This window comes from Sulfuriroseicoccus oceanibius (assembly GCF_010681825.2).
Classification (GTDB): Bacteria; Verrucomicrobiota; Verrucomicrobiia; order Verrucomicrobiales; family SLCJ01; genus Sulfuriroseicoccus; species Sulfuriroseicoccus oceanibius.
Window position 1 is genome coordinate 291,495 of sequence record NZ_CP066776.1, and the last position, 20,070, is coordinate 311,564.

General features: G+C 59.2%; 17 protein-coding genes and 1 riboswitch. Of the genes, 9 read left to right on the plus strand and 8 right to left on the minus strand.

Translation table 11 applies throughout. The features are described 5' to 3' along the window. Window positions 1–15 precede the first annotated feature (15 nt). On the minus strand, window positions 16–876 hold the full coding sequence (locus tag G3M56_RS01180) for a metallophosphoesterase (RefSeq protein WP_164364044.1): 861 nt from the start codon (window positions 874–876) through the stop codon (window positions 16–18). Window positions 877–1,046: 170 nt separating this feature from the next. Here G3M56_RS01180 and G3M56_RS01185 point away from each other — a divergent pair, with 170 nt between their 5' ends. Continuing rightward, window positions 1,047–1,736 (plus strand): hypothetical protein, encoded by a 690-nt coding sequence (locus G3M56_RS01185; protein WP_164364043.1) that lies wholly within the window; start codon window positions 1,047–1,049, stop codon window positions 1,734–1,736. Window positions 1,737–2,228: 492 nt separating this feature from the next. Here G3M56_RS01185 and rfbA read toward each other — a convergent pair whose 3' ends face one another. Next, window positions 2,229–3,116 carry a glucose-1-phosphate thymidylyltransferase RfbA gene (gene rfbA, locus G3M56_RS01190; RefSeq protein ID WP_164364056.1) on the minus strand — a complete coding sequence of 296 codons (888 nt, stop codon included), beginning with the start codon at window positions 3,114–3,116 and terminating at the stop codon, window positions 2,229–2,231. 192 nt (window positions 3,117–3,308) lie between these two features. Between rfbA and G3M56_RS01195 the strand changes: the two genes are divergently transcribed. Both G3M56_RS01195 and G3M56_RS01200 read left to right on the plus strand, forming a co-directional pair. Then, a complete protein-coding gene (locus G3M56_RS01195) occupies window positions 3,309–4,046 on the plus strand; it encodes a hypothetical protein (RefSeq protein WP_164364042.1) in 738 nt (245 codons plus the stop codon). A gap of 75 nt (window positions 4,047–4,121) precedes the next feature. Then, on the plus strand, window positions 4,122–6,026 hold the full coding sequence (locus tag G3M56_RS01200) for an ABC transporter ATP-binding protein (RefSeq protein ID WP_164364040.1): 1,905 nt from the start codon (window positions 4,122–4,124) through the stop codon (window positions 6,024–6,026). A 241-nt stretch (window positions 6,027–6,267) separates the two neighbouring features. Here G3M56_RS01200 and G3M56_RS01205 read toward each other — a convergent pair whose 3' ends face one another. The 3 genes from G3M56_RS01205 to G3M56_RS01215 all read right to left on the minus strand — a co-directional run bounded on the left by G3M56_RS01205 (window position 6,268) and on the right by G3M56_RS01215 (window position 10,067). Continuing rightward, window positions 6,268–7,749, minus strand: coding sequence for a carboxypeptidase M32 (locus G3M56_RS01205; RefSeq protein ID WP_164364037.1), 1,482 nt, complete (start codon window positions 7,747–7,749; stop codon window positions 6,268–6,270). An 86-nt stretch (window positions 7,750–7,835) separates the two neighbouring features. Further along, entirely contained in the window at window positions 7,836–8,909 is a 1,074-nt protein-coding gene (locus tag G3M56_RS01210) for a hypothetical protein (protein ID WP_164364035.1), read from the minus strand. Window positions 8,910–9,470: 561 nt separating this feature from the next. Beyond that, window positions 9,471–10,067, minus strand: coding sequence for a peptidylprolyl isomerase (locus tag G3M56_RS01215; protein WP_164364033.1), 597 nt, complete (start codon window positions 10,065–10,067; stop codon window positions 9,471–9,473). A gap of 123 nt (window positions 10,068–10,190) precedes the next feature. Beyond that, window positions 10,191–10,311: riboswitch (cobalamin riboswitch) on the plus strand. A gap of 94 nt (window positions 10,312–10,405) precedes the next feature. Here G3M56_RS01215 and G3M56_RS01220 point away from each other — a divergent pair. Continuing rightward, window positions 10,406–11,101, plus strand: coding sequence for a PEP-CTERM sorting domain-containing protein (locus G3M56_RS01220; protein WP_164364031.1), 696 nt, complete (start codon window positions 10,406–10,408; stop codon window positions 11,099–11,101). Between the two features lie 15 nt (window positions 11,102–11,116). Further along, window positions 11,117–11,896 (plus strand): type II secretion system protein, encoded by a 780-nt coding sequence (locus G3M56_RS01225; protein WP_164364029.1) that lies wholly within the window; start codon window positions 11,117–11,119, stop codon window positions 11,894–11,896. A 57-nt stretch (window positions 11,897–11,953) separates the two neighbouring features. On the opposite strand, the gene G3M56_RS01230 is transcribed toward G3M56_RS01225, so the two are convergent. Continuing rightward, entirely contained in the window at window positions 11,954–12,523 is a 570-nt protein-coding gene (locus G3M56_RS01230; protein ID WP_164364027.1) for a tyrosine phosphatase family protein, read from the minus strand. Window positions 12,524–13,818: 1,295 nt separating this feature from the next. Here G3M56_RS01230 and pflB point away from each other — a divergent pair. From pflB to G3M56_RS01245, 3 genes are all read left to right on the plus strand, one after another. Beyond that, complete coding sequence (pflB, locus tag G3M56_RS01235; protein ID WP_164364025.1) at window positions 13,819–16,104, plus strand: formate C-acetyltransferase; 2,286 nt, start codon at window positions 13,819–13,821, stop codon at window positions 16,102–16,104. Between the two features lie 28 nt (window positions 16,105–16,132). Next, complete coding sequence (gene pflA, locus G3M56_RS01240) at window positions 16,133–16,939, plus strand: pyruvate formate-lyase-activating protein (protein ID WP_164364023.1); 807 nt, start codon at window positions 16,133–16,135, stop codon at window positions 16,937–16,939. A gap of 154 nt (window positions 16,940–17,093) precedes the next feature. Continuing rightward, window positions 17,094–18,617 (plus strand): OFA family MFS transporter, encoded by a 1,524-nt coding sequence (locus G3M56_RS01245; protein ID WP_164364021.1) that lies wholly within the window; start codon window positions 17,094–17,096, stop codon window positions 18,615–18,617. A 163-nt stretch (window positions 18,618–18,780) separates the two neighbouring features. On the opposite strand, the gene G3M56_RS01250 is transcribed toward G3M56_RS01245, so the two are convergent. Together G3M56_RS01250 and G3M56_RS01255 are read right to left on the minus strand one after the other, a co-directional pair. Next, window positions 18,781–19,044 (minus strand): Txe/YoeB family addiction module toxin, encoded by a 264-nt coding sequence (locus tag G3M56_RS01250; RefSeq protein WP_164364019.1) that lies wholly within the window; start codon window positions 19,042–19,044, stop codon window positions 18,781–18,783. Between the two features lie 41 nt (window positions 19,045–19,085). Further along, the gene (locus G3M56_RS01255) at window positions 19,086–19,328 is read right to left on the minus strand and encodes a type II toxin-antitoxin system Phd/YefM family antitoxin (RefSeq protein WP_164364017.1); all 243 of its coding nucleotides are present in this window, start codon (window positions 19,326–19,328) and stop codon (window positions 19,086–19,088) included. A gap of 275 nt (window positions 19,329–19,603) precedes the next feature. Here G3M56_RS01255 and G3M56_RS01260 point away from each other — a divergent pair, with 275 nt between their 5' ends. Beyond that, window positions 19,604–20,032: a DUF1810 domain-containing protein gene (locus tag G3M56_RS01260; protein ID WP_164364015.1), complete on the plus strand. Its 429-nt coding sequence runs from the start codon at window positions 19,604–19,606 to the stop codon at window positions 20,030–20,032. The last annotated feature ends 38 nt before the right edge of the window (window positions 20,033–20,070 follow it).

Here is a 20,070-nt window from a genome sequence, read left to right on the forward strand (position 1 = left end):
GCCGTGGCCGTCGCGTCACGCCCCGAGACTCTCCCACGACGCATGCCACACACGCCCCGCCGTCACCCAGCGCCCATCCTTGCCGCGCACGATCTTGCGCACCGTGATCCCTTCAACATCCAAATCGCAAGCCACGCGCCCCGCCAACGGCTGAAAGGCACCCGTATTGATCAACGTCCGGCCGCCGCGTCGCCCCGACCACACACCCGCCCGATGAATGTGCCCGAAAACCATTACCCGCACATCCGGCGCGTACTCGTCGAGGAAACGGTCCACATAGCCCAACGCAGCCATCCGCGTGGAAATCAACCGCCACGCGGCGCTCGGTGGCCAAAACGCACGCAACAACACGCGGATCAATCCATTCACACGCGAAGTCACCTTGCGTACGGGAGGATGAAAACAGCCAGCCCAGTCCCGCGCCAACGCCAGTCGCTGGTCGAGTGTCTTCACCTCGCCATGCTCGCACGCTACTCGCTCCAGCGCAGGCCGTGCCCGCTCGAGCCCACCACTCCACGGCGAACCATATGGAAAACACACATCCCCGTGTGTCACCAACACCTTGCGCCCAGCTGCCCACAAACAGCCAACAGGCTCGGCATCGGGATCGTGGTTGCCTCGCGTGCGCACCACGGCCACGCCGCACGCCCCCGTCATCTGGATCAGAGCATCGTACTGTTTCAGCGATTCCGAGGCCAACTGAGAAGAGCAATCCTCGGTTGTGTCCCCATTCAGTACCAAGGTGGTGACGCCCTCCATCAGCGGGCGGAATTCGTCCACCGACCGGCAGATCGACCCGGGGTGCCCGAGATGCAGGTCGGACAGAATCCGCACCACGCCATCTTCGGGCAAATCAAGATCGGGGGAGACGGGCATCGGATCAACAAAGGGTCGGCTCACCCTGCCCAGCACCGGACTATAGTCAACTCGCCCGGCGAGCAGCTCCGACCTGCGATGCGAACGCAAATTTGCAAATCCTGCCCACTAGGATTGATCCCGCTGCCATTTTCTGGAATCAGTTCCCACCTGCACCGCGATCCCCGCCCATGCGTAAGTTTTCAATCTCCCATCTTCTCACCGCAGGAGCCCTCGTCCTGACGGCCTGTTCGCTCACCAGTTGCAAGGTGATGCAGAGCGCCGATGTAAAACAAAAGAACGAGGCTCTCGAACGCTATTCCCTGATCTACGATCTGGAAGAACAAGGCATCAACGAGGCCGACCTCCCCCCCGAGGACCGCGACCTGACCGATGAAGAACGCGCCGCCGCACACAAAATCCGGCAAATGCGGGAACAGGAACGCCGCGCCGCACAAGAGACGGCAAAGCCCCGCTACCTGACCCGCGCCATCTACGTCAAAAAGCCGGAGCCCTCGGAAGTCGCCGTATCGACGGACAAGCAGGAGCCCGCAGCGGCCCAGCCCATCGAGAACGCCACAGCTCAACCGGTCACCAAGCCAGCGGCCAAACCAAAGCGCACACAGACCGCCGGGGCCAAACCAAAGCAGGAAAAACCAAAAGTCGCAGTCGCCCAGCCAAAGCCTGCAGCCGATGAAGCACCTGCCGACGAGCCAGATCCACAGCCTCAAGAAGTGGTCCAGAGCGAACGCGTCGTCCTTCCTGCGGGTGAAGACGCAGAAGTCCTCGTCGATATCCCTGGACTCATCCCAGTCGACAACGAGAAGAAGCCCTTCGCCAAGGACCCCGTCGACGAAGTCGGCCTCTACCCTGAGTATTGATTACGACATCCTTTTGCCCCGGATCGCGGCGCTGCAGGATAAACACCCTCCAATCGCCGCCCCTTCAGGCAGCCATCGAATGCCCTCAGCCAGGAATGGCGCCAACTTAGGGTGCGTCGCAGTGTCTTGATCGGCCATCGTGAGGGAGCTGCGCCTTGGCGGCATCGTACGCTCGGCCAAGGAAGGGCGGGCGGAGTTACCTGGGGGGGCGCTCGCCTGAGGCTCGCTGACCCCAGACTGGTATGAGACGCGCTTTCAGCGCGGCGTTGGGGGCTAGGTTAGTGCCATTCCCCTCAGTCACCTCCAAGAGGCCGTCGCGAAGCGACGCATTACAGCGTTAGCCGGAGGTTTCAACCTCCGGAACCAGATCAAAGAAAAACGCGTCCCGAAGGGACGGCTTACCCCGCTGCAAAGTTCAGCCGCCAATCAAACCCATCAAAAAAGGCGACACCCCGGAGGATGCCGCCTTTTTCGTAAGATCTCACCGAGTCCTTAGTGCCCGACCTGTTCGTCGCGCACCATTTCGAGGTACTCTTTGTTGTACGGGTTGCGCGTTTCGCCGATGAGCTCTTCGAGCTGAGCCAGGTCGATGAAGCCCATGTTGAAGGCAACTTCCTCCAGACACGCCACCTTATAACTCTGCTGACGCTCGATGGTCGCAATGTAGTGGCCGGCTTCGAGCAGGCTGCCCGGGGTTCCGGTGTCGAGCCACGCGATGCCGCGGCCCAGCAATTCCACCTTCAGTTCGCCATCGCTAAGGTAAGCGTTGTTCAAATCGGTAATCTCCAGCTCACCGCGAGCAGATGGCTCGAGCGCCTTGGTACGGGCCACGACCGACCCGTCGTAAACGTAGAGACCAGGCACCGCGTACGAGCTCTTCGGTTCGGCAGGTTTTTCCTCGATCGAGAGCACCTTGCCGTCTTTGTCGAACTCCACCACACCGAATCGCTCAGGATCGCGCACGTGGTAACCAAAGACACAGGCACCGCCGTCTTGGTTCACGCCTTCGATCGCACGGCGGAAGAAGTCGAGCTTACCGTAGAAAATGTTGTCGCCCAAAATGAGCGTCGCTCCGGATCCAGCCAAGAACTCCTCGGCAATCAGGAATGCCTGGGCAATCCCCTCCGGCTTCGCCTGCTCGGCATACTCAATGCGGATGCCCAACTGCGATCCATCCCCAAGAATTTCCTCGATCTGAGGCAAATCCTTCGGAGTCGAAATAATCAAGATCTCGCGGATCCCGCCCAACATCAACGTCGCCAATGGATAGTAGATCATCGGCTTGTCGTAAATCGGCAAGAGCTGCTTGCACGCGACGCGGGTCAATGGGTCGAGCCGTGTGCCAGCTCCCCCTGCGAGAATGATGCCTTTTTGCTGCATGGCGGCACGATCACTCAAACAGCGATCAATGCCAAGACAGAATGAGGGGGAATCACAGCGCCACTCAATGGCTGGGTTTACCAACCAGATACCGGACACGACGCCGCGCAACGAGAACCAATCCAGCCGACTCCGCCTCCCCGTCGTCCTTACGGTTTACATCACCCCATCGCTGGGCTATCCGTTTCCACGATGAGCACCGACCTCTGGAAAGGCCTCCGAGCCGAAGCACGCCAACAACTCGAAACCCGCGATTACTCAAAAGCTCCTGTCGAAGAACGGGTCAGCACCTCCGGCGTGAATGCCTCGGAATTGATCGCAGCAGACGGCGGCGGCAGCGACAAGCCAGACTGGTGGATCCCTGGTGTCGAAGTCTTCTCCCGCCGTGTGTTCCAGCAAAAACAACGCGGTCACTTCGCCGAGTTCGCCCGCGAAACCGACGGCAAACTCGCCGAGATCGGCATGTGGCCGAAGCAGTGGGCCACCGCATTGATGAACGCGGAGTCCGCCAAGGGCTTCCACATCCATCCGCCATTCATCGCCGACGACCAGGATCCGGAGGCCTGGTTCCAGAAGCTTTTCGTCGAAGAGCCTGAAAACTACAGCCTGCGCCCGTACGCCAATGAGCAGTGGGATGCCATGTTCTTCCCACAAGGCATTTGCGAAATGTTCCTCGTCGACGAACGCGCCGGCATGCCACGCCGCAAAATGCGCTTTGTCATCGAAGGCGACGACAAACCAGGCGACAACAACGCCGGTGTCGTGATCCCTGCCGGAGTCGCCCACTCGCTGCAAAGCCTCAGCACCAAGGACCTGATCATGGTCTACGGCACGTCCACCACATTCCTGCCGGAGAACGAAGGACGCATCGAATCCGGCATCGAAGGCACCACCATGCCACCTGACTGGGAGCGTTACTTCCTTGGGTAAGCAATTGCCCGCCCTATTCCCCACCCCGCGAATCCACGCGGGGTGCTTGATTTTCCCATCCCGATCCAGATTCCCATGGCCAAATCGCCACAACCCAACGCCCCAATGCGCAAACTCACGCGCAAAGAGGTCTCGAAACTCAGCACCAAGGAGTTCCTCAAGGAAGCCGGAGCACCTGTGAAGCGGCTCTATGAGTACGTAAAACCGTACAAACTCCGCTTCTTCATCGGAATCTTCTTCGGCGTGCTCTTCGGCCTCTACAACGCGGCCATGATCTTCGGGATGAAGTTCGTCTTCGAGACCGTCCTCCCCGGCGACCCCGACAAACCGCGCCAGTTGGAGGCTCCCGAGATCCCGATCATCAACAAAAAGATCCCCCTCCCCGAGGTCAACCTCAACGATGATCAGGCATTCTGGGTGGTCATCGGCGTTTGCGGGTTCATTCCCGTGCTCATCGCCATCCGCGGCCTGCTCAATTACGTCAACCAGTACTGCATGCTATGGGTCGGCCAAAAAGTGCTCTACGATCTGCGCTCGACCTGCTTCAACCGCCTGATGAGCCAGTCGCTGCAGTTCTACTCGAAGCAGAAGACCGGTGAACTGATTCAAACCGTCTTCAACCAAACCCGCATGGCGGCATCGACCGGCAGTGACTTGGCTGCCAACCTGGTCAAGCACCCGATTTCCATCTTGTCCATGGTGATTGCCCTCTTCTTTCTCGATTGGATCTTCGCCGTCTGTGCGCTGTTTGTCTTCCCGCTGTGCATGGTTCCCGTGGTCCAGATCAGCAAGAAGGTCCGCAAAGCCGGTGGCCGCGAAGAAGAGGAGGCCGGTGCCATCATGGTCACCATGCAGGAAGCGTTCGCCGGGATCCGCGTGGTGAAATCCCACGCCCGCGAAGACTACGAAAGCAATCGCTTCAACAGCGCGAGTAAGTTGCTGATGCAGCTCATCATGCGCTGGCGCAAGGCCATCATCATCGTCGCGCCGATGGTGGAAACCGTGGCGTCCTTCGGTATCGGCGCCGGTCTGGCCTACGCCTGGGCCACTGACATGCCGGCCTCGAAGTTCCTCGTCTTGTACGCGGCGCTGATCGGGATCTACCCGCACGTGAAGGCGCTCTCACAGTTGCAGATCATGGTGCAAAAGACCCTCGTCGCCACGACCAAGGTCTTCAGCATCATCGACAAACCACTCGATATCGACGACAAGGAAAACGCCATCGAACTCAAGAACTGCAAGGGCGAGATCGAGTTCAAAGACGTCGCGTTCAACTACGTCAAAGACACCCCGGCGGTGCAGGGCATCAACTTCAAGGTCGAACAAGGCAAGAGCTACGCGCTGGTCGGCGAGTCCGGCTCCGGCAAGTCCACTTTGTTCAGCCTCCTGCTGCGCTTCTACGATCCGAAGCAAGGCGCCATCCTCATCGACGGCGTGGACATCCGCGATTACTCCCAGCAGTCGCTGCGCGATAACATCGGCATCGTGAACCAGGATACTTTCCTCTTCCACGACACCATCTACAACAACATCCGCTACGGCAATCTGGACGCCACCAAGGAAGACATCTACCGCGCCGCGGAGCAGGCCCACGCTCACGAGTTCATCCTCGCCCAGGACAAGGGCTACGACACCGTCATCGGCGACAAAGGCGGAAACCTCTCCGGCGGCCAGCAACAGCGACTCACCATCGCCCGCGCATTCGTCCGCAGCGCACCGATCCTCCTCCTCGACGAAGCCACCTCGGCGCTCGACTCCAAGAGTGAAGCGCACATTCACGATGCGATCGACAAGTTGTCCCAGGACCGCACGGTCATCGCCATCGCCCACCGCTTGTCGACCATCCTCAACGCCGACCAGATCGTGATGATGAAGGACTCCAAGATCCTCGACATCGCGCCGCACGCGGTGTTGGTCGAACGTTGCCCTGAGTACAAGCGCCTCTACGACCTGCAGTTCCAGTCGCAGGAAGAGATCTAGCGGCTTCGCCGGAGCAGCTGTTTTTCTTCCACCGATTGCACCGATTAGCAAGATTTGCCTTCGGCAGGAGTGGAGCAACGCTGACTCTGAGCTTTGACCCAAGTCGGCATCGCACAGACGGGAGCCACGGCATCATGTGTGACTCCCGTCTGCGGGATCATCCCTCCAGCGCTTCGCTCTCTCATTCGCTGGTGGGTCGACATTCCTGTCGACATCCAACCTGCGGAGCGCAGCGACCACTCTACCCCAGGAACCGCGTGCGCAGGTGACCCAGGAACGCATCGGGAGACAATTCCTTGCCGGTCGCCTTTTGGATGATCTCATCCGGCGTCAGAATACTGCCGTGACGATGCACCCTCTCGCGCATCCACGCGAGCAACGGCAAGGTATCCCCCGCATGATAGCCTGATGCCACCGATTCATCCTGCATCGCCGCTTCCATCAGCTGGGCCGATGCCAGGTTCCCCAGCGTGTAGGTCGGGAAATATCCGATCCCACCCATCGCCCAATGGATATCCTGCAGGCAGCCCTTGGAGTCGTCGGGAACCTCCAGACCGAAGCTCTGCTTGAACGCGGAATTCCACGCGGCCGGCACATCTTTGACCTCCAGTTCACCGCTCACCAACGCCTGCTCGATCTCAAACCGCAGCGCGATGTGCAGGTCGTAAGTCGCCTCATCGGCATCCACCCGGATGAAACTGAAGTTCGCACGGTTCACCGCCGCCACCATTTCCTCCGGCGTCCAGCCTGCCAACTGAGGGAACAACTCCCCAGCCCGCTGGGTCCAACGCTGCCAGAACGCGAGGCCGCGGCCCACGTGGTTCTCCCACATCCGCGACTGCGACTCGTGGATCCCCAACGACACCGACTCATACGCCGGATGCGGGTAGTGCTCGGCCGGCAACCCTTGGTCGTACAACCCATGACCCGCCTCGTGCAACACACCGAAGCACGATGCCGAAAAGTCATGGTCATAATACCGCGTGGTCAAACGCGTGTCGCCCGGTGCGTTGCCACTGCAGAATGGATGCGTCGTCGTGTCGATCCGCCCGGCCTCGAAGTCGAAGCCGATCGACTCCGCCACCTCCCGGTTGAACTGTTGTTGCGCCTCCACCGGGAACGATCCGGTGAATTCACGTGACGGGTTCGCTTTCGTCCGCTCGACCGCCTCCGCTGCAATCTCCGCCAACTCTGCACGGAACGAGCCAAACAAGGAACGCAACTTCGCCGTCGTCATCCCCCGCTCGTACAAATTAATCAACGCATCGTACGGATGGTCGTCATAACCCAAATAGTCCGACTGACGCCGAGCAAGCTCGACCTGCTTCTCCAGCAATGGGGCGAACAACGCAAAGTCCGACGCCTTGCGCGCCCCTGCCCACGCCATCTTCGCCTCGCTCGATACCTTGGACTTCTCCTCGACAAACGACTGCGGCAACTTGGTTCTGCGATCATACCCCTCGCGCCACAGCCGCAGGTTGGCCGCAGCCACCTCGTCGTTGGCACCCTCCGCCTCGGCACCAGCCAGCCACTCGCCGACCTCGGGCGCGGACAGCCGACGATGCGACTCACCCGCCAATGCAGCCAGCGCCGACGCACGGGCCGCCAACCCTTTGGGTGGCAGGTTCACTTCCTGGTCCCACCCCATCACCGCCATCGCCTGCCCCAACGGAGCCACCTCACGGTCCAACGCACACAATCGATCGTAGCAAGAATCTGACATGCGCCCACGCTCTGTCGTTCACCCGCCGCGGTCAAGATTGGAGATGCGCAATGCGCGGTACGAGGCCTAGAACAGAATACCGGAGCCTACTCCCCGGCACCCTCCCCATTCTGCTCCCGATAAAACCGATCCGGCGCGATCTCGACCGTCTTCAGCTTCCTCGTCAGCAAATCAATCTCGTAGTGCAGCGCGTAATGCGGCGTCGACCAGCGATTGAAGTTCAGCACCCCAGGCGCAGAGAACAACAAATGCGAGTTGTAACGATGCGGCATCGGCACATTCAAAACCTCGTACATCGCCCCGCCCTTCAGATCAGAAAACAAGATCCTCTCGCCCTTATTCGGCTCATCGTAAATGTACGCCACGTAGTCGTCCCCATCCTTTGCCTCACTCTTGATCCACTCCGCCTTCAGCTCCAATTCCACCTCCGCCACCGAGATCTCACGATCAAACTGTCCACCAGCCCCAAGCAGATGGCCACCCGCATGCTTTGGGCTCCACCTCTCACCCAAATAATGCAACGCCCCTTCTCGATCGATGCCAAACAGCGCAAGCTCAGCCGCACGGGGAGCAACTAGTTCTATCACATACAGCTTCTCTGACTGCAGTTCATCAAACCGAGAATCACCGCAAACCCCAATAATGCGGGGGATACCATCAGACGACGCGAACACCTTCCGCGAAGTCCATTCCCCTGTGGCATCTCTGGTGATCAAGTAAGCATCTCCCCCAGCGAAACTACGATGACCAAGCCCACCAACGGCTAAGAACGTATCTTTATCGAACCGGGCAAGGTCCTGAACATGTGTATCGACCAACCGAATCCAGCGCTCCTCGTTCGCTGCCACAAAGAACAAGCCTCCTCCAAATTCACCTGCATCAAACGCCCCGAAATAGCCCCCTTCATGTCTCCAGACCTTTGAAGGCCTCTCAAAGAGCCTATTGAAACTCGTTGGGCTCTCAACCTTCGGCCAAACCCCCTCCTCGATTGGAGCATGCCCGGCCTCTCGAGGGCACGTAACTTTAAAAAACGAGGATGTCTCAAAAGTCTCGACTTCCGGCACATCTTCTAAAACTGCCGCAAAAGGATCATCATCCGCACTCGCCGAGGAGACTCCCACCATCACCACAAACATCAAAAAAGCTGAAAACACACGCATCTGCCCACGCTACAAACCTCAACTAACACGTAAAGACAACTCCTTCATTCGGCTGCTTTTTGACCTCCACGCCATAGCGAAAGACGCGGCCAATGCGAAATCCAGTCCCAGCCCCGCTCGCGCCGGCAGCACGTCGCCGTCATCCGATTCATTGGCGATGACGATACCGAGAGGGAAGACAACGCGTGCACATGTGATGGGCTGGATCGCTGCGCTCCGATTGTGATTTGGATAACGATAAGGATAAAGACCTCTGCAGCGGAAGATCCTCATATCCCCCACACGCCCCGAATGGCCCCATTCCCTGCAAGGGAATCGCAAACCAGCCCAGGATGAAGGGAGCCTCCGGCGACCTCACCCTGGGAAAAGGCGACCGCACCCCAACCCGGCCGAGCCAGCGACTCCGCCGATGCGCAGCATCCTCCCGACGGCCACTCCCGATACAACCGGACACCCTCAACGCCCCAACGCTCTTGCCGAAAAACAAAAGCGGCAGCCCGTCACAGGCTGCCGCTTGGGGAAAATCAGGAACGGGGTGCCGCTCCATGAAACCACATCGCTCTAGCGTTTGTTCGCATCAAGCACCGCGTTCCACTTGGAGAGGTTTGCCTCTTGCTCGGCAAAGAGCTGATCGGTCGAATCAAGGATCTTGATGCTGACAATCTTATCCCCTTTGGCGATCGCATTCACCACCTTCTGACCTTTGGTTACTTCACCGAACACGGAATGCTTGCCATTGAGCCATGGGGTCGGCTTGTGGGTGATGAAGAACTGCGAACCATTGGTCCCAGGACCGGCATTCGCCATCGAGAAAATGCCCGGCTTGCTGTGCTTGAGCGTAGCATCGAACTCATCGCCGAAACGGTAGCCCGGACCACCACGGCCGGTCCCGGTTGGGTCACCACCCTGGATCATGAAGTCTTTGATCACGCGGTGGAACATCAAGCCGTCGTAATAACCGCGCTTGGCCAGGTTGAGGAAGTTGGCAGCGGTCTTCGGCACCTTGGAGGCGAAGATGGTCGCTTCGATCTTGCCCTTGCTGGTCTTGAGCTCGATACGGATATCGTCAGCAGCGCGGGCGGAAGACGTCGCGGCGGCAAAGGAAACGGTCACAGCAGCGACCACGGCAGGGAGGGATTTCAAGAATTGCTTGATCATGGCTCGGTTTTTACGCCCAGAGCGCCAGCCGAGGCAATCCGGATCCACAATAATTTTAGAAGATGGTCGGTTGTTGCGCCCCCTATCCGCGCGTACCTTCCCGTCCCGCAGGGGCGAATGCATGGAATCCGGTGAGAACCCGGAACAGTTGCGCTGCGGTATCTGGCTACAAGCTCCCACAAATCCAATCCGGCTCACCCCGGGTGAAGGAGGGAGTGAGGTCTGAAGCCAGGAGTCCGAATACTTGTCTCGCCCCACTCTCCATCGACACCCAGCGCCGCGGGCACGGGCGCCGTGTCATATCCCATGCCCTCCGCAATTTGAGGGCTAAGAGAAAAATGAAGATCCAATCCTGGAAGCACAGTTGGGCTGCCGCGGTATCGACCGTCGCAGCATGTAGTCTCATAGCATCCGCCGATGCCGCATTCGTCATGTCAGACGTCGAGGTCTGGGTCGATCACAGCTCGGCCGCAGGCGCCGGGTCGCTCTCCGAAGCGGTGCTGGTCATCGACTGGTCCACCGGCAACTCGGACGACGCACCACTCGCTTGGGGAATGCGCTGGGATTCCTCGGTTTCCCTCAGTGGCACCGATTTCCTCAACACCGTCCTCAACGGCGACCCACGCCTCACCGGACACTTCGACACCCACCCGGACTTCGGAGCGTTCCTCACTGGCTTCACCTACGCCGGTGATAGTGACGGCAACGGCCCACGCACCGCCCTGTCGGACAACGACAACTTCATCTACTGGGCCTACTCCGAGTACAACCCATCCTCCGGGCAGCCAGAGCCATGGGCCGAAGGTAGCGACCCTACCACCAGCCTCAATGTCAGCGCCACAGGAGCCGACTGGCGCACGCTCGAAGACGGCAGCTACGATGTCTGGAAATACTCAGGCACCGACTTCGATTTCAACTACACCGATCCGACCCCACTAAGGGATCCCATCGCAACCCGCGTACCCGAGCCAACCGTATCCCTTCTGGCCTCACTCGGCATCGTCGGCCTCGGATTGCGCCGCAGAAGGTCGTAACCAGCTACCCCAGCCATGAAATCTCAACGACAACACTCGATCAGCGGTGGCTTCACCATTGTCGAGATGATGGTCAGTTTGGTGATTGTCGGCGTTCTGGTTTTGATCACTCTGACCGCGTTGCACCGGGCCAAAGAACAGGCAATCCGCACGTCCTCGGCCAACAATCTGCGGATCCTGGGCGTCGCCGTTGCCGACTACCTCGGCGAGCACAACAGCCGCTTCTTCCCCTACCGCTCCAATTCCCAAAAGGGCGGGGTGCAGTGGTGGTTCGGCCGCGAGCCGAAAGGCAGCGGCGGTGAGGGCTCACGCGACATCCATACCGACGAGGGTCCGCTGGGCAAATACATCAAAGCCGCCGGCGGCGTAGACCTCTGCCCGGGCATGGGCAAATACATGGACCTCCGCAAGGCCAAGTTCAAAGGTGCCTCGTTCGGCTACGGCTACAACGTCCACATCGGCGGCGGATGGTCCGGCCGAGGACCGCGTCTCAACCTCGCCAAGACCAAGTTTGGTTCGGGCGAGATTGCGGTCTTCGCCACGTGCGCCCAGGTCAACACGTTCCAAGGCGCGGCCACTCCGGAAAACCCGATGGTGGAGGAGTTCTACGGCTTCGACAAGAGCGACAAAACCATCCACTTCCGCTTCAACCGGAAAGCCCTCGTGCTCTTCGCCAATGGCAGCGTCCAAATGGTCGATCCGGAAGAAGGAACGATGGACGACACCCTTGAAAGCGCCGATGTCGGTCGCTTCTCACCGGTGGGAAGCACCAAATGGCTCGGCATCGTGCGCTAATCCCAATGGAACAAATCAGCGGGGAGGAGCCTCGGTTTCTCCCCGCACTCATCAAGCTCAGTGGATGTAGAAGCTGTCCGAGGGGTGCCTGCGCCGCCACCCTTTGAAGGACTCGTAGGAGAACATCCCGAAACTCGTCTCGACCGCCCGAACCAGCGCACCCTTCCGACCGAGTAGCTGATCCGCATACTCAATGATCAAGCGGTTTGGATGCGAGCGCTTGCGCACCTCTCGCACCTTGGCTATCGCCTGCGCTTCCGCGCCAGGTCCCAGATGCTGCGCCAGAGCCGCCGTCGCCACCGCCGAAGACCGCGAGATCCCAGCCAAACAGTGAATCCCCACGGTGTCGCCCGGGCGAAACCCCGCCGTAAATTCCAAAATGCGCTCGATTTGATCAAGCGTCGGCGGACGATCCTCCGAGCCCGCCTGGGTCTCCGACGCAATGTCGTCAAACACAGCGAACAAAATCCGCGCCATCGGAAACAAATGCCGCACTGCCGGTTCGTAAGTCGCCCGCTGCGCGCCCGGGTGCCAAATCGACACCACATGAGTGACTGGATGTTTGGCGAGCTCCGGCAACTCGGAGGCTCCACAAATGGCGAGCTTGAATGGGGTCCCTTTCGGCATGGCGGCAATAGTTGGGGCTTTGCGCTGGTCGGTCTCTGAATCCGGATTTCCGGGCCGTGCTTCGGGGGAAAACGATACGCCCACGAACCCATTTGAAGATGCGAAAGCCCATCCAAAAAACGCACAAACAAAAAACGCAACCCGTTATAAGGCAACACCTTACAAACCGCCAACACTACACACCTGCGCGTAACCCGTTCCTCTTGAACCCTCAAGGCATATAGAACCCACGCGATGGCGGACGCTTCTCCCAGCCATCCTCAGCCGCGCTAGAAACAGCTCCGAGACTGTCCTCCACCGCCCGTATCAACGCACCTTCCCGATCCAAGACCTGATCCGCAAAACCAATCAGGCTCAAATTGGGCTGCGACCGCTTGCGTAAACGCCGCACTCTGGAAATCGACCGTACTTCACACCCTGGTCCCAAATGCTGAGCCATCGCTGCCATCGCCACCGCCGGAGCTCGGGAAACTCCGCTCAAACACTGAACAGCCACCCTGTCTTGTGGTCCGAAACCAGCAGAAAAACCCAGCAACCGGTCGACCTCCGCCATTGCCTCTTCTCCCCCCTCCGCAAACGCCTCATCCTTCAGTTCGGCAAACAAGATCCGAGCCGTGGGAAACATCTCTCTCACCGCCGGCTCGTAGGCCTCCCGCTCCGCCGCCGGATGCCAAATTGAAATCAACTGCGTCACGGGATGCCGCGCCAATTCCGGCAACTCCCCCACCCCGCATACAGCGAGCCTAAAAGGTTTTCCTGTAATCATTGTTCCCTAAGCGAAAAGTATTCTCATCGTCTGAGATTGATCTCATCGCTCCGTGCTGACTCCGGGGGAGCATCGGATACGCAGCCCCACCAGTAAAAGATGCGAAAACTCCACAGCAGCAAGCACTTCGCCCCCGACCAACCAGCCCGCTGCTGGTGACAATTCTTTTGCTCTGAAAAGCCCCGCCGCCCGTCGAAAGACACACCACCGCAGCCATCCTGAGGCAACACCACCGAACCACTTGACTTTAGCCATCACACAGCCCTTCCCAGCAGCCCCTTGTGACACAAGCAGATGCGAGGAAACCCGCCCCCTGGTCTGTAGACAAAACCGCTGCCTGTGCACTCGAAATCAGAAACAAAGAACTCAATTTCTCCGATTCGACCAAGTTCGCACTTTCTACTAAGAAGCACGCGCATTGACTTTAGGCTGATTTACCAGCTCTCAAAGGTAGACCATTATGGCACGTGCCGGCGCCCCTGCCTCGTGGCAATGGGCCCGTCAAACGAACGACAACCAACCCAATATCATGTCCACGATTGCACCTACTGCAGAACCGACAAAATCGGACGATTCCATTACCAGCTCGTCGCCATGGCGCGGCTTCTCCGCTGGCGACTGGCAGGACTCCATCGACGTCCGCGACTTCATCCAGAAGAACTTCACGCCATACACTGGCGACGACTCTTTCCTCACCGGCCCAACCGAGCGCACCAACAAGCTCTGGGACGATTTGAAAGTCCTGCTCGCCAAGGAACGCGCTGCAGGTGGTGTCCTCGACGCCGATGACAAAGTCGTCAGCACCGTCGACTCGCACGGCCCGGGCTACATCACCAAAGACCTCGAGCAGATCGTCGGTGTGCAAACCGACGCTCCACTCAAGCGCGGTCTCCTTCCATTCGGTGGCGTCCGTATCGCAGCCGCCGCACTTCAGGCTCACGGCCGCGACCTCGACCCTGAGACCGCCGAAGCCTTCGCCAAACTGCGCAAGACCCACAACGACGGCGTCTTCGATGGCTACACCGCAGACATCCGCAAAGCCCGTTCGGCAGGTATCGTGACCGGTCTTCCAGATGGCTACGGCCGTGGCCGTATCATCGGCGACTACCGCCGCGTGGCTCTCTATGGTGTCGACCGCCTGATCGAAGACAAGAAGGCACAGCTCGCCGCATCCGACGGCGAAGCGTTCTCCGACGAGTGGGTCCGCTGCCGCGAAGAGATCAACGACCAGATCCGCGCGCTCGCTGCTCTCAAAAACATGGCAGCCGCTTACGGCTTCGACATCTCCGGCCCAGCTACCAATGGTAAGGAAGCAGTCCAGTGGACGTACTTCGCCTACCTCGGTGCGGTCAAGGACCAGAACGGTGCCGCCATGTCGTTCGGCCGTGCTTCGACCTTCTTCGACATCTACTTCGAGCGTGACTTCGCAGAAGGCACCTGCACCGAAGAAGAAGCTCAGGAGATCATCGACCACTTGGTGATGAAGATGCGTATCGTGCGCTTCATCCGTACCACCGACTACGACGCACTCTTCTCCGGCGACCCTACCTGGGTGACCGAGAGCATCGGTGGTGTCGGCGAAGACGGTCGCCCATTGGTCACCAAGACCAGCTTCCGTGTTCTTCAGACCCTCTACAACCTTGGACCAGCACCTGAGCCAAACCTCACCGTGCTGTGGTCGCAGGACCTGCCAAAAGGCTTCAAAGACTACTGCTCGCGCGTCTCGATCGAGACCAGCTCGATCCAGTACGAGAACGACGACCTGATGCGCGGCTACTGGGGCGACGACTACGGTATCGCCTGCTGTGTGTCGGCAATGCGGATCGGCAAGCAGATGCAGTTCTTCGGTGCCCGCGCCAACCTGGCCAAGGCAATGCTCTACGCCATCAACGGCGGTAAGGATGAGAAGTCCGGCAAGCAGGTCGCTCCTGTCAGCGAGCCAATCACCGGTGACTACCTCACCTACGACGAGCTCATGCCTCGCTTCGACGCCACCATGGACTGGCTCGCAGAAGTCTACGTCAAGGCGCTGAACATCATCCACTACATGCACGACAAGTACTCGCCGGAGAACATCATGATGGCTCTCCACGACCGCGAGATCCTGCGCACCATGGCTTGCGGTATCGCCGGACTCTCGGTATCGGCGGACTCGATTTCGGCAGTGCTCAACGCAAAAGTGAAGATCATCCGCAACGAAGAAGGCCTCGCGGTCGACTACGAGGTGATCGGCGATTACCCAGCCTTCGGCAACAACGACGACGCCGTCGATAAGATCGCTACCGGTCTGGTTGAGAAGTTCATGGACAAACTGCGCAAGCAGCCAACCTACCGCAACGCCGTCCCAACCCAGTCGGTGCTCACCATCACCTCGAACGTGGTCTACGGTCAGAAGACCGGCAGCACCCCGGACGGACGGAAAGCAGGCGAGCCATTCGCTCCAGGCGCCAACCCAATGCACGGCCGCGACAAGAAAGGCGCCGTCGCATCGATGGCATCGGTTGCGAAACTTCCATACAAGGACAGCCAGGACGGTATCTCCTACACCTTCTCGATCGTGCCAAAAGCACTCGGAAGAACACCGGAAGACCGCATCGCCAACATGTCCAACCTCCTCGACGGATACTTCGCCGAGAAAGGCCACCACATTAACATCAACGTCTTCGAAAAAGAGACATTGATGGATGCAATGGAGCACCCTGAGAAGTACCCTCAGCTCACCATCCGTGTCTCCGGATACGCTGTGAACTTCATCAAGCTCACCCGCGAACAGCAGCTCGACGTCATCGAGCGTACGTTCCACGAGAAGATCTAACGATCCGCATCCTTAACCTAATCCGATAATGAGCACGCCCGTGACCTGCCCCCACAACCCATCGCAGCCCCATTCGATCGAGCCGAACAACCAGCAACCCGAGGACGTGGTTGGCTACGTTCACGCGATCGAGACCTGCGGCACCGTGGACGGTCCGGGCGTGCGCTTTATCACCTTCGTTTCAGGCTGCCCGCTGCGCTGCCAGTACTGCCACAACCCTGACACCCAGGGCCCGGCGGCACGCGCCGCAGGCGAGCCGATGAGCGCCGGCGAGATCGTCAAAGACCTGATGCGCTACAAGAACTTCCTGCGCGGCGGTGGCCTCACCGTCAGCGGTGGCGAACCACTGCTGCAGCCGGAGTTCGTGCGCGCAATCTTCACTCTCGCCAAGGAGAACGGCATCCACACCGCACTCGATACCTCCGGGTTCCTCGGCCGCAACGCGGATGACGACCTCCTCTCCAAGACCGACCTGGTCCTGCTCGACATCAAGAGCTGGCTCCCGGCCACCTACAAGAATGTCACCGGCGTCGAACTCGAGCCAACGCTCGCATTCGCCCGCCGCCTCGACAAACTCGGTATCCCGGTGTGGATCCGCTTCGTCCAGGTCCCAGGCCTCACCGACGCCCCGGAAAACGTCGAGGGCATCGCGCGCTTCGTCGCCTCGCTCGGCAATGTCGACCGCGTTGAAATCCTCCCATTCCACAAAATGGGCGAAAACAAATACGAACGCGCAGGCAAAGCCTACAACCTAAACGACACCCCAACCCCAACGCCGGAAGAAATGGACGCAACGCGCCAGATCTTCGCCAACTACGGCGTCACGGCACTCTAAACCACGCGGCGATCCCCACTCGCCGCAGCGCGGTGAGCGGACGCACAGAATCCCTCTCACCGCACAGACACGACGCACCACCCATACCCGGTGGCTCGCCTCTCTTTGCGGAATCCCCAAGAGCCCCCAGCCAATTCCAACTACCCACTGGCTCATGTCATCCGCACAAAAAACGAAAAACCGCTGGCTCATCGCGGCCTCCGCCGTCGGCCTTCACATTTCCATCGGCTCGATCTACGCCTACAGCGCGTGGAAAATGCCGCTCGAGAACGCATTCGGCTGGTCGTCGTCCGACACCTCCACCGCATTCTCCATCGCCATCTTCTTCCTCGGTATCTCCGCCGCCTTCCTCGGCCGCTTCATTGAGAAGAAAGGCGCATCCAAAGGCGGACTCCTCGCCGCCAGCTTCTTCTCGGTTGGTCTGCTCGGGTCGGCTCTCGCCTGCTACCTGCAGAACCTTTACCTCTTCTTCCTCTTCTTCGGAATGGTCAGCGGTATCGGCCTCGGACTCGGCTATATCTCGCCGGTCTCCACACTGGTGAAATGGTTCCCTGACCGGCGCGGCCTCGCCACCGGTCTCGCCATCATGGGCTTCGGCTTCGGTGGATTGGTCTGTGCCAAGTTGATCAGCACCTTCGTTCCGGCCCAAGACGAAATCGTCCTGCCAGCCGACCAGAAAACCTACGACTATCTGGAGCTCCAAAAGACCGCTCCAGAGGAAGCCGCCAAGATCGTCTCCACCGTTCCTGCTCTCGAGACCTACAAGGAACAAAGCAAACTGGCCGACGAGCTGCACCGTGAGCACAAAACCGACACGCCGGAATACGCTGCCGCCAAAGAGATCAAGGACGGCTTCAAGTCGACTCTGGTCTACGACAAAGGCGACATCACCAAAGCCTTCCTCTTCCTCGGCGGAATCTACCTCCTCGTGATGGTTCCTAGTGCGCTCTACATCGCACCGCCACCAGCCGGCTACGCCGATAAGTTCGCCAAGGGCAGCGATCCTAAGAAAGCCAAGTCCGCCGCAGTGGCGGGTGAAATGACCGCCAAGCAGGCGGTGCGCACCCCAGGCTTCTACGGCCTGTGGCTGATGCTCTTCATCAACGTGAGCTGCGGCATTGCTGTGATCGCCACCGCCAAGAAGATGGGCTATGAAATGGTGCGTCTGCCGGAAGTCCAAGCAGGCCTTCTCGTCATGGGAATCTCGCTCTTCAACGGTCTCGGCCGCATCATGTGGGCATCGGCATCCGACTTCATCGGCCGCTCGAACACCTACGTCGCCTTCTTCGCGATCCAAATCATCGCCTTCCCGGCTCTCGCCTACCTCACCGGTAGCCCGATTGCCTTCATGGCCGTGACCTTCATCATCCTCACCTGCTACGGTGGGGGCTTCGCCGCGATCCCTGCCTACATCTCGGATCTCTTCGGCCTCAAGGAAATGCCAACCATCCACGGCTTCATCCTCACCGCCTGGTCCGCAGCCGGCATCGTCGGCCCGTCGATCAACGAGTACGTCTACAAGACCACGGGCAGTTACAGCGGCAGCCTTTGGGTCTTCGGTGGCGCCTTCGTCGTCGCCCTGATCATCTCGGTTCTGATGAAGAAAGAGATCAAGCGCATCCAAAACGGCTACGCAGCCGCAGAAACCGCCAACCCAACGCCAGCCAAAGCAGCGTAACCGGTCCGGTCACCGAATCATTCCCGCTCCGCCGATGCCCACCAGGGTGTCGGCGGAGCTTTTTTGTGCTCCACGAGCGCCACAACTCCGATAGGTCCTATCAGTCCTATAGGACTTATGGAACCTACCTCACCGACGACAAGACCTTAGCCTTTCTGGAGGATCACTCGTAATGCGTCCACAGCCGCAAGACCTTCACCGTCTTCTCATCTTCATACACCGCATATACCAAGCGGTGCTGGATATTCATCCGGCGTGAATACGCTCCGCCCAAGTCCCCCACTAGCGCCTCATACGGCGGAGGATCGGCAAAGGGATCTTCACCAATCAACCGCAGCAACTGCTTCGCCCTCTCCGCAAGCGGCGATCCTTTCAGCTTCTTGGCATCCTTCTTCGCCTGCCGCGTGTAGACCAGTTCGTATGCCATACCTGAGAATGAGGTCACCGCATTTAACTAACAAACAAAAACTACAGATCAATCTCCTTCGAGCATTCGTCGATCGGCTCCGCCATTCCCTCGATAATCGACTCCCTCATCCCAGGCACGCCGAGCAGGTACAGAGTCTCTTGAATCGCACGCCAATCCCCCTCAGACACCAACACTGCATTACCACGTTTGCCGGTAATCTGAACCGGCTCGTGGCTCTCCAAGGTCGCATCAATCAGCCGATAAAGCTCCGAACGCGCATTCGTGGCGGTAATTGTCTTCACATTGGAAACGTACGTGATTCCGCACGTCTTCACAAGTCCTCAAAATTTATTCGACTCGTCCCTGCCAATGGACAGGTGAGCCCCACGCCGGGCAACTACCGACCAGACAGTTAACCGGAGTGCCACGTATTAGTCTTGCCGGTCTGACGTCCCCCATTCCAATCTGTCGTCTGACCAGGGATCTCCAGCGCTAACAAGCGCAAAAGACAGCTCTGGACATCGCCTAGGAAATACCCCCACTCCAATCATCGCCTCCTAAATAAACGCCACATCCGATGCATTCCCACCCCCTCCTCCAACGCTTCATCGATGCTCAAGAATCCGACTATGCCACCGCGCTGGCAGAGCTTCGAAACGGCCAAAAGCAAAGCCACTGGATCTGGTACATCTTTCCTCAGGTCGCCGGTCTGGGCTTCAGCTCGATGGCACAACACTTCGCAATTCAAAGCCACGCGGAAGCCACTGAATTTCTCAACCACCCGACCCTCGGAGCCAGGCTGATCGAATGCACCGACGCTCTACTAGAACATCGGGGAACGCCCATCGAAACCATCATGGGCTACCCCGACGACCTCAAGCTCCGCTCATCGATGACACTCTTCGCTGCCATCTCGGACAACGACAGCCCATTCCACCAAGTGCTCAATGCGTTTTACCAAGGCAAGCCCGACGACAAGACCTTAGCTTTTCTGGAAGATCACTGACGCGGACGCCCCCGCGCCTCACCCGGCGCACTCCACGC